A 9,560-nucleotide genomic window follows, 5' to 3' on the forward strand; every position below is an offset into this window, starting at 1 on the left:
CGCCCGCGCCGGGTTCGCCGTCCGCGTCGGCAGGCGCAGCGACGCCGGGGGGCACGCCGCGCGCCGCGGCGGGCGCCGCGGCGGCGCCGCGACGCCGCGCCACGCCCACGGTCACGCCGAGCGCTTACAAGACCCTTGCCGCCTGCCTGGAGAAGCAGGGGGTGAAACTGCCGGATCCCGGACAGGCCACCGCCCCGCCGCCCGGGTTCGACCCGGTCAAGGCGCAGGACGCCTTCAAGATCTGCATGGAGTCCCTGCAGACGCCCGGCGGCGGGTCGGCGCCCCGCTGAGCCCGGCGGGCCGCGCCCGACACCCGTCGGCAATACAAGCGTATTGCGCATTGAACGTTTGTATTGCACGATGGCGGTGTGGCAGTCAACGAGTCACGGTCGAGCGAGGACCTGACGGCGCGCGCGCGGATCCGCGACGCGGCGCTGCGCGAGTTCGCCGAACACGGCGTCAGCGGCGCGACGATCCGCGGGATCGCCAAGGCCGCCGGGGTCTCCCCCGGGCTGGTGCAGCACCACTTCGGCTCGAAGGAGGCGCTGCGCAGGGCGTGCGACGAGTACGTCATCGGGGTCATCCGGGAGACCAAGAAGGAGACCCTCGAGGGCGGCATCGCCACCCCGGGGTTCCTGCCCGGCGCGCTCACCCTGGCGCTGTCGGTGCAGCGCTACGTGGCCCGGGCCCTGGTCGACGGGTCGGAGGCGGCGGCGCGGCTGTTCGACGACGCGGTCGAGTTCGCCGAGGACGTCATCGTGAACGGCACCGAGGGCCTGGCCCCGGCCAAGACCGCCGACCCGCACGCGTACGCGGCCGTGATGTGCGCGATGAGCTTCGGGGCGGTCGTGCTGCACGAGCACCTGACGCGCAACCTCGGCGCCGACCCGCTCACGCCCGCGGGCTACCCGCGCATGGCCCTCGCCATGCTCGACATCTTCACCGACGACCTGCTGGAGCCGGGCCTGGTGGCGCAGGCCCGCGCCGCCTTGAGGGAACTGCCGACCTCCGCCCCGGGGGGCGCCGAGTCCGATCCGGACCAGCGCATCCCGACCTCGGACGCCGCCGCGCGCAAGGCCGACTCCGACCCGCCCGCCTGACCGCCGGCGGCCCCGCGCCGCACCGCGCCGGTCCTCGCGCCGGTCCTCGCGGCGGCCGACCGCCGTCGCGCCGCGGGCAGGCGGGAACCGGCCGCGGCGACACCGCACGCCGTGTCACGGACACCGTCCGCCCCTTGCTGACACACCGGTCCCACGCTTCACACGGCGGGACCCGGCGACCGCACCCTGCACCGCAATCCACCTGCACGCACACCTGCACGAGGTGTTTCCATGACACAACAGACCACGTCCCCCATCGAGGTGTCCGGGCTGGTCAAGACGTTCGGCCGGACACGGGCGCTGGACGGGCTGGACCTGACCGTCCGCGCCGGCGAGGTGCACGGCTTCCTCGGTCCCAACGGGGCGGGCAAGTCCACCACCATCCGGATCCTGCTCGGCCTGCTGCGCGCCGACGGCGGCACCGCCCGGCTGCTGGGCGGCGACCCCTGGAAGGACGCCACCCGCCTGCACCGGCACCTGGCCTACGTCCCCGGCGACGTGACGCTGTGGCCGAACCTGTCCGGCGGCGAGGTGATCGACCTGCTCGGCCGCATGCGCGGCGGCCTGGACCGGCGGCGCCGCGACGAGCTGCTGGAGCGGTTCGAGCTGGACCCGCGGAAGAAGGGCCGCGCCTACTCCAAGGGCAACCGGCAGAAGGTCGGCCTGGTGGCCGCGCTGGCCTCGGACGCGGCGCTGCTCGTCCTGGACGAGCCCACCTCCGGCCTGGACCCCCTCATGGAGGAGGTGTTCCAGGAGTGCGTCCGCGAGGAGCGCGACCGGGGCCGCACCGTGCTGCTGTCCAGCCACATCCTGTCCGAGGTCGAGGCGTTGTGCGACCGGGTGACGATCATCCGCAGGGGCCGCACCGTCGAGACCGGCACCCTGGCCGAGCTGCGGCACCTGACCCGCACCTCCATCGACGCCGAGCTGGCGGCGCCGCCCGACGGGCTGCCCGACCTGCCCGGCGTGCACGACCTGCGCGTCGACGGCCACCGGGTGCGCTGCGAGGTGGACACCGCCGCCCTGGACGCGGTGCTGCGGCGGCTGGCGTCCATCGGAGTGCGCAGCCTCACCAGCCGGCCGCCCACCCTGGAGGAGCTGTTCCTGCGCCACTACCAGGACGAGCGGCCGCGGGAGGCGGTGCGATGAGCCGCGCGGCGAACCGCGGCGCAGGGCACGCGCTGGTGGGCACCGGCGCGATGGTCCGGCTGATCCTGCGCCGCGACCGGGTCGTCCTGCCGATCTGGGTCCTGCTGTCCGCCGTCATGCCGGCCGCCTTCCTCGCGAGCTTCGAGGGGCTGTTCCCGACCGAGGCGGACCGCCTGCAGTACGCCCGCACGTCCGGGACCAGCCCCACGTTCCTGGCCCTGTACGGGCCGCTGCACGGCACCGACCCGGGCGCCCTGGCCGCGCAGCGGGCCGGACTGCTCCCGGTGATCGTCGGGCTGATCTGCGCGCTGACGGTGATCCGGCACACCCGGGCGGAGGAGGAGGCCGGGCGCCGCGAGCTGCTCGGCGCCACCGTGCTGGGCCGCGGCGCCGGGCTGGCCGCGGCGCTGCTGGTCGCCATGGGGGCGAGCGCGGTGCTGGGCGCACTGGCCGCGGCCGCGCTGGCGGCCCGGGACGTGTCCGCGGCCGGGGCGGCGGCGCTCGGCCTGCAGCTCACCATGGCCGGATGCGTGTTCGCCGCGGTCGCCGGGGTCGCCGCGCAGGTCGCCGAGGGCGCGGGGGCGGCGCGCGGGCTGTCGGTCGCCGCGCTCGGCGGCGCGTTCGCCGTCCGGATGGCCGCCGACGTCGGCGGGGAGGGCAACGGCCTGCAGTGGCTGTCGTGGCTGTCGCCGCTCGGCTGGGGCGTCCGCCTCGCCCCCTTCGGGGACGAGCGGTGGTGGGTGCTGCTCCTCGGCGCCGCGCTGGTCGCCGCGCCGGTCGCGGCCGCGGCCGCGCTGTCGGGGCGGCGGGACGTGGGCGCGGGCGTCCTGCCGCCGTCCCTGGGCCCCGCCGAGGCGCCGGCCGCGCTGTCCGGCCCGTTCGGGCTGGCGTGGCGGCTGCACGGCCGTCCGCTGTACGGCTGGCTGGTCGGGCTCGCCGCCCTCGGCGTGGCGTTCGGCGGGGTGGCCGACGGGGTCGGCGACCTGGTGAAGGAGAACCCCGGCCTGGAGGAGATCGTGACGCGGCTGGGCGGGCGGACCGCGATCACCGACGCCTACCTGGCCTCGGCGATGGGCCTGCTGGGGGTGTTCGCGGCGGGATACGCGGTGTCGGCGGTGCTGCGGATGCGGGCCGAGGAGGCGTCCCTGCGCGCCGAACCGGTGCTGGCCACGGCCGTGGGGCGGCTCCGCTGGCAGGCCGCGCACCTGCTGTTCCCGCTGCTCGGGCCGGCGGCGGCGCTGGCCTTCGCGGGCGCCGCCGCCGGCCTGGTCCACGGCCTGAACTCCGGTGACCCGGGCGGCTGGCCGCCGCGCGTCACCGTCGCCGCGCTGGCGCAGCTGCCCGCGGTGTGGACGGTCGGGGCGGAGGCGGTCGCGCTGTTCGGGGTGGCGCCGCGGGTGGCGGCGGCGAGCTGGGGCGCCTACGGCGCCGTCGTGGTGATCTCGCTGTTCGGGCCGACGCTGCGGATGGACCAGTGGGTGCGGGACGTCTCGCCGTTCGACCACATCCCCGAGCTGCCGGGCGGCGAGTTCACCGCTACGCCGCTGATATGGCTGGCGGCCGTCGCCGCCGTGCTGACGGCCGCCGGCATGGGCGGCTTCCGCCGCAGGGACATGTCCCTGGGCTGAGGCCCCCGCCTCCAGCGCGCCCCTCCCCCGCCGCCGGCCGCCCGCGGGAGGAGGGGCGTCCGCCCTTCCGGCGCCCCCTGGCGGGGCCGACGCCGGATGATCTCACCCGGGCGGAAGAGTAGAGTGTCCCGCGGCGCGGAGCGGGTTCTGCACTCTCGCGGCGTGCCGCCCGCTCCGCCCCTCCGTTCTTCACGCGGAAGCGCCTGGTAGCACGGGCACCGAAATGACGTTAAGGTCGTGTCCGGTGTGCCGGGAAGTCTGGTCGGCGTCCGTTTCCAGCTACCTGTGAGAGCCGACCGCCGATGATCTCGCCGCCTCGCCGGGCCCTCCGTCCGCTCGCACGGCCTCGGCGCCCTCCCGACGGCGCGCCGGACGACGCGTCCGACAGCTTGTTCAACAGCGCGTCCGACAGCGCGTCCGACAGCGCGTCCGACAGCGCGTCCGACAGCGCGTCCGACAGCGTGTCCGATAACGGCGGCGCGCCGCCGCGCCGCCGCCCGCGCCGACGCATCCGCCGAGCAGGAGGGGTTCCGTGACCGCCGTCATCGCCATCGTGATCTTCGTCGGGGCGTACGCCCTGATCGCGACGGAGAAGATCCACCGCACCGCGGTGGCCCTCGGCGGCGCCGGGCTGATGCTGCTGCTGCACATCACCGACGCGCACGCGGCGTTCTTCGCCGAGGACACCGGCATCGACTGGAACGTGGTGTTCCTGCTGCTGGGGATGATGGTCATCGTCTCGGTGCTGCGGCAGACCGGCGTGTTCGAGTACCTGGCGATCTGGGCCGCCAAACGCGCCCGGGGGCGCCCCTACCGGCTGCTGGTCATGCTGGTGCTGCTCACCGCGGTGGCCTCGGCGCTGCTGGACAACGTCACCACCGTGCTGCTCATCGCCCCCGTCACCTTCCTGGTGTGCGACCGGCTCGATCTGCGCCCCGAGCCGTACCTGATCGCCGAGGTGATGGCCTCCAACATCGGCGGCGCCGCCACGCTGGTCGGCGACCCGCCCAACATCATCATCGCCAGCCGCGCCGGGCTGACCTTCAACGACTTCCTGGTCCACCTGGCGCCGTTCATCGTGGTGCTGACGGCGGCGTTCTGCCTGGTCTGCCGGTGGCTGTTCCGCTCGGCGTTCCACTACGACCCCGAGCGGGCCGCGGCGGTCATGGCCCTGGAGGAGAAGGAGGCCATCACCGACCGGCGGCTGCTGGCCCAGAGCCTGGCGGTGCTGGGCGTCGTCATCGCCGCGTTCGTGCTGCACCCGGTGCTGCACTACGAGCCGTCGGTGGTGGCGCTGCTGGGCGCGGGGCTGCTGGTGGCCGCCACCCGCGTCACCACCGAGGACGCCCTGCGCGAGGTGGAGTGGCCGACGCTGGTGTTCTTCGCCGGGCTGTTCGTCATGGTCGGCGGGCTGGTGAAGACGGGCGTCATCGCCGACGTCTCCAAGGCCGCGGCGGACGCGACCGAAGGGCGCCTGGCCGTGGCCGCGATGATGCTGCTGTGGGCCTCGGCGGCCCTGTCGGCGATCGTCGACAACATCCCCTACGTCGCCACGATGAGCCCGATCGTCGCCGACCTGGTCCAGCAGCACGGCGACGCCGGACAGGCGCTGTGGTGGGCCCTGGCGCTCGGCGCGGACCTGGGCGGCAACGCCACCGCCATCGGCGCCTCCGCCAACGTCGTCGTCCTCGGCCTGGCCGCCCGCAACGGCACGCCCATCAGCTTCTGGCGGTTCACCCGGTACGGGCTGGTCGTCACCCTTCTGTCGGTGGCGCTGGCGACGCCGTACCTGTGGCTGCGCTACCTGTGACGGCGCCGTCCGCGGCGGGCCCGCCCGGCGGCGCGGTCACAGCCGTTCGGCGAAGCGCTCGGCCTTGCCGGCGGGCCCGGCGACCAGGACGACGTCGCCGTACTGCAGCACCGTGTCCGCGGTGGCGTAGGTGAACGGCTCGCCCTTGGGCTTGACGGCCACCACGGTCACGCCGTGCTTGCTGCGCAGCTTGGTCTCGCCGAGCGGCACCCCGACGAACTCCCGGGGCGGGTGCGTCTTGACCAGCGCGTAGCCGTCGTCCAGCTCGATGTAGTCGAGCATGCGGCCGCTGACCAGGTGGGCGACGCGCTCGCCCATGTCGTGCTCGGGCAGCACGATGTGGTGGGCGCCGATCCGTTCCAGGATGCGCTTGTGCTGGTGGGTGACGGCCTTGGCCCAGATGTCGTCGACGCCCAGCTCCACCAGCAGGGAGGTGACCAGGATGCTGGACTCCAGGTCGCCGCCGATGGCCACGACCGCGCGGTAGAACTCGCCCACGCCCAGCTCGCGCAGCGCCTCCAGGTCGGTGGCGTCGGCGGCGGCGATCTGGGTGATCCGCCCGGCCAGTCCCTGCACGATCTTGGGCCGGCGGTCGATGGCCAGCACCTCGGTGCCGCGCGCGGCCAGTTCCAGGGCCAGCGCCGAGCCGAACCGGCCCAGCCCGATCACCACCACCGGGTCGTGTCGTGTGTCAGCCAACGATGGGTCGCTCCTCGGGTAGTTCGTAGCGCCGGACGCGTTCGCGCAGCGCCAGCGCGGTCGCCAACGTCAGCGGGCCGGTGCGGCCCACGAACATCAGCACGATGAGCAGGATGTGCCCGGCGGGCGGCAGGTCGGCGGTGATGCCGGTGCTCAGGCCCACGATGCCGAACGCGGAGACGACCTCGAACAGCACCCGGTCCAGGCCGTGCGCGGTGAGCGCCATGAGCGTGAACGTGGCGGCCACCACCAGCCCCACGCCGAGCAGGGCGATCGCCACGGCCTGCCGCTGGGTGCCCTCGGGCAGCCGCCGGCGCCCCACGTGGACCCGGGTGTCGCCGCGCATCTCCGCCCACACCACGAACGCCAGCAGCCCGAACGTGGTGACCTTGATGCCGCCCGCGGTGCCCGCGCTGCCGCCGCCGATGAACATCAGCGCGTCGGTGGCCAGCCAGCTCTCGGCGCGCATGTGCGCCACGTCGAGGCTGTTGAAGCCGCCCGAGCGGGGCATGACGGCGGCGGTGAACCCGGCCAGCCAGCGGGCGGGCTCGCTGAGCCCGCCGAGGGTGGCGGGGTTGTTCCACTCGGCGGCGGTCAGCAGCAGGGTGCCGCAGGCCAGCAGCGCCCCGGTGACGGCGACGGTGACGCGGGTCAGCACCGACCAGCCGCGCGGCCGCCGCCAGGACCGGGCCAGCTCGAACACCACGGGGAAGCCGAGCCCGCCGACGATGACCGCGGCGCAGATCGGCAGGATGATCCACGGGTCGGCGGCGAACCGCACCAGGCTGTCGGGCCACAGCGCGAACCCGGCGTTGTTGAACGCCGAGACCGCGTGGAAGACGCCGTGGTAGGCGGCCCGGCCGAGGGAGTCGTCGTAGGCGACCGCGAACCGCACGGTCAGCACCGCGGCCACCAGGGTCTCGGAGGCCAGGCTGAACAGCACCACGTTGCGCAGCACCCGCCGCACGTCGGTGCTGCGCAGCGTCTTGGTCTCGGCCTGCGCCACCATCCGGGCGCGCAGCCCCAGCCGCCGCGACATCACCAGTGCGAACACCGTGGCCAGGGTCATGATGCCCAGGCCGCCCGCCTGGATCAGCCCCAGGATGACCAGCTCGCCGAACAGCGACCAGTGCGCGCTGGTGTCGACGGTCACCAGGCCGGTGACGCAGACCGCCGAGGTGGCGGTGAACAGCGCGTCCAGGAACCGGGTGGGCGCGTCCCCCTCGGTCGCCGCGGGGAGCGACAGCAGCAGGGTGCCGACGGCCACGGCGAAGCCGAACCCGGTGACGACCGCCTGCGCCGGGTGCCGGAAGCGGCCCAGCGGTGCGGCCGCCGGGCGCGCCGCCGCCCGCCGGATCGTCCGGCCGCGAACGGGGATGATGGAGCACCTCCGGAGAGACGCAGGTCAGCCGATGTTCCGAGACAACGCTAGCCATTCCACCACGCTCCGCGACCGGGAACGGCGGGATGCCCCCCGTGGCCCAGGTCACGCGGCGCGGTGACGGAGGGTCAGCCGCGCGGAGCGTACATGATGATCGCCACTCCGGCGAGGCAGACGAGGGCGCCCGCGATGTCCCACCGGTCGGGCCGGAACCCGTCCATGACGATGCCCCACACCAGCGATCCGGCCACGAACACGCCGCCGTAGGCGGCCAGGATCCGCCCGAAGTGCGCCTCCGGCTGGAACGTGGCGACGAAGCCGTACGCGCCGAGGGCCGCCACCCCGGCGCCCGCCCACAGCCAGCCGCGGTGCTCGCGCAGGCCCTGCCACACCAGCCACGCGCCGCCGATCTCCGCGACGGCGGCCAGCACGAACAACGCCAGGGAACGCAGCACCGTCATGCCCCGGCAGGTTACCGGCCCGGCCGTTCCCGGGCGCGGGCCGGGCGGCGTCCCGCGCCTCCGCCGCCGGGCCGGGCGGGGCTAGGGTGGGGCGCGACCGGAGAGGGGCCATGACCGCAGAACGGAAGATCAGCAATCCGCTGGCGCTGGCCGTGCTGGTCCTGCTGCAGGAGCGGCCGATGCACGCCTACGAGATGGTCACCACGCTGCGCGAGCGCGAGAAGCAGGACAGCATCAACATCAAGTACGGCTCGCTGTACACGGTGGTGCGCGCGCTGCACCGCGAGGGCCTGATCGAGGAGGCCGGGACGGCGCGGTCGGGGCGGCGGCCCGAGCGCACCGTGTACGCGCTGACCGACCGCGGGCGCGTCGAGATCCGCGACTGGCTCCGGGAGCTCATCGGCGAGCCCCAGCACGAGTTCCCGCGTTTCGTGGCCGGGCTGTCGCTGCTGCCCGCCCTGCCGCCCGAGGAGGCCGTGGAGCTGCTGGAGCGGCGCGCGGAGCGGGTCGCCGAGCGCCTGGCCGCCTACCGCGCCCGCATGGCCGAGACCAGGGCGGCGGGCGTGGCGGACATCCACCTGGTCGAGGACGACTACCGGATCGCGGTCGGGCAGGCCGAGGTGGAGTGGATCCGCCGGCTGGTCGACGCGCTGCGCTCGGGTGCGTTCGCGGGGATGGACGAGTGGCGGGCGCACCACCGGCGCCCGGCCGGGCGAGCCGCGGGCCCACCGGGCGAGGCCGGCTGACGCCGAGGGAGAGGCCGAGGGGAAAGGCGCGGCCCGCCCCCCTCCAAGGTTTGCTTTGTTGGCTTTTGATGTGATTTGTCCGGGGTAGGGGCGACCGCCGTACCGACCAGCAGCACCGTGAGGAGGAGTGCCATGTCGGACTCGGGCCGCCCCATCGAGGGAGACCACCGGTACCAGCAGCACGTGATCTCGCCGGAGGAGCACGAGGACCGTCCCGGCCGCAGCCTGGTGACCACCGACCACGACTCGATCCGGCAGTGGGCCGAGGAGCGCGGCGCCAAGCCCGCCACGGTGCCGGGCAGCGAGTACGGGGGCCGGCCGGGCCGGCTCCTGCTCGACTTCCCCGGCGGCTCCCGCAGCGAGAACCTGCGGGAGATCTCCTGGGACGACTGGTTCGCCACCTTCGACGAGCGCAACCTCAACTTCATCTACCAGGAGCACAAGGCGGACGGGTCGCAGAGCAACTTCTTCCGCCTGGAGAACCCCGGCCGCTCCGGTGGCTCCTGAGCCCGGCACCGCCCTGCCCGGCCGCACGCGGCCGGCACGGCGGGCCGCAGTGGCCGAGCGCCGCGCCGGCCGCGCGGTG

At 74.6% G+C, this 9,560-nt stretch carries 10 protein-coding genes; 7 read left to right on the plus strand and 3 right to left on the minus strand.

All coding sequences use genetic code 11. From position 1 onward, the window contains the following. The first annotated feature begins 161 nt into the window (after positions 1 to 161). The 5 genes from ABD879_RS30755 to ABD879_RS30775 all read left to right on the plus strand — a co-directional run bounded on the left by ABD879_RS30755 (position 162) and on the right by ABD879_RS30775 (position 5,687). Positions 162 to 290, plus strand: coding sequence for a hypothetical protein (locus ABD879_RS30755; protein WP_345025247.1), 129 nt, complete (start codon positions 162 to 164; stop codon positions 288 to 290). 78 nt (positions 291 to 368) lie between these two features. Beyond that, positions 369 to 1,100 (plus strand): TetR/AcrR family transcriptional regulator, encoded by a 732-nt coding sequence (locus ABD879_RS30760; RefSeq protein ID WP_345025248.1) that lies wholly within the window; start codon positions 369 to 371, stop codon positions 1,098 to 1,100. A gap of 231 nt (positions 1,101 to 1,331) precedes the next feature. Then, entirely contained in the window at positions 1,332 to 2,249 is a 918-nt protein-coding gene (locus ABD879_RS30765) for an ABC transporter ATP-binding protein (protein WP_345025249.1), read from the plus strand. Beyond that, a complete protein-coding gene (locus tag ABD879_RS30770) occupies positions 2,246 to 3,877 on the plus strand; it encodes an ABC transporter permease (protein ID WP_345025250.1) in 1,632 nt (543 codons plus the stop codon). The genes ABD879_RS30765 and ABD879_RS30770 overlap by 4 nt, the downstream gene beginning before the upstream one ends. Before the next feature lie 532 nt (positions 3,878 to 4,409). After that, positions 4,410 to 5,687 (plus strand): ArsB/NhaD family transporter, encoded by a 1,278-nt coding sequence (locus tag ABD879_RS30775; RefSeq protein WP_345025251.1) that lies wholly within the window; start codon positions 4,410 to 4,412, stop codon positions 5,685 to 5,687. 36 nt (positions 5,688 to 5,723) lie between these two features. On the opposite strand, the gene ABD879_RS30780 is transcribed toward ABD879_RS30775, so the two are convergent. From ABD879_RS30780 to ABD879_RS30790, 3 genes are all read right to left on the minus strand, one after another. Continuing rightward, complete coding sequence (locus ABD879_RS30780; RefSeq protein ID WP_345025253.1) at positions 5,724 to 6,386, minus strand: potassium channel family protein; 663 nt, start codon at positions 6,384 to 6,386, stop codon at positions 5,724 to 5,726. Next, positions 6,379 to 7,743: a TrkH family potassium uptake protein gene (locus ABD879_RS30785; protein WP_425549670.1), complete on the minus strand. Its 1,365-nt coding sequence runs from the start codon at positions 7,741 to 7,743 to the stop codon at positions 6,379 to 6,381. Before ABD879_RS30785 ends, ABD879_RS30780 begins: the two co-directional genes overlap by 8 nt. A 152-nt stretch (positions 7,744 to 7,895) precedes the next feature. Continuing rightward, a complete protein-coding gene (locus tag ABD879_RS30790) occupies positions 7,896 to 8,228 on the minus strand; it encodes a YnfA family protein (RefSeq protein ID WP_345025256.1) in 333 nt (110 codons plus the stop codon). 110 nt (positions 8,229 to 8,338) lie between these two features. On the opposite strand from ABD879_RS30790, the gene ABD879_RS30795 reads away from it, so the two are divergent. Beyond that, positions 8,339 to 8,974, plus strand: a complete 636-nt coding sequence (locus tag ABD879_RS30795; protein ID WP_345025257.1) for a PadR family transcriptional regulator — start codon at positions 8,339 to 8,341, stop codon at positions 8,972 to 8,974. A 132-nt stretch (positions 8,975 to 9,106) separates the two neighbouring features. Then, positions 9,107 to 9,481, plus strand: a complete 375-nt coding sequence (locus tag ABD879_RS30800) for a hypothetical protein (RefSeq protein WP_345025258.1) — start codon at positions 9,107 to 9,109, stop codon at positions 9,479 to 9,481. Positions 9,482 to 9,560 lie beyond the last annotated feature (79 nt).

Origin of the sequence: Actinomadura keratinilytica, from assembly GCF_039539665.1 — a bacterium.
GTDB classification, from domain to species: Bacteria; Actinomycetota; Actinomycetes; order Streptosporangiales; family Streptosporangiaceae; genus Spirillospora; species Spirillospora keratinilytica.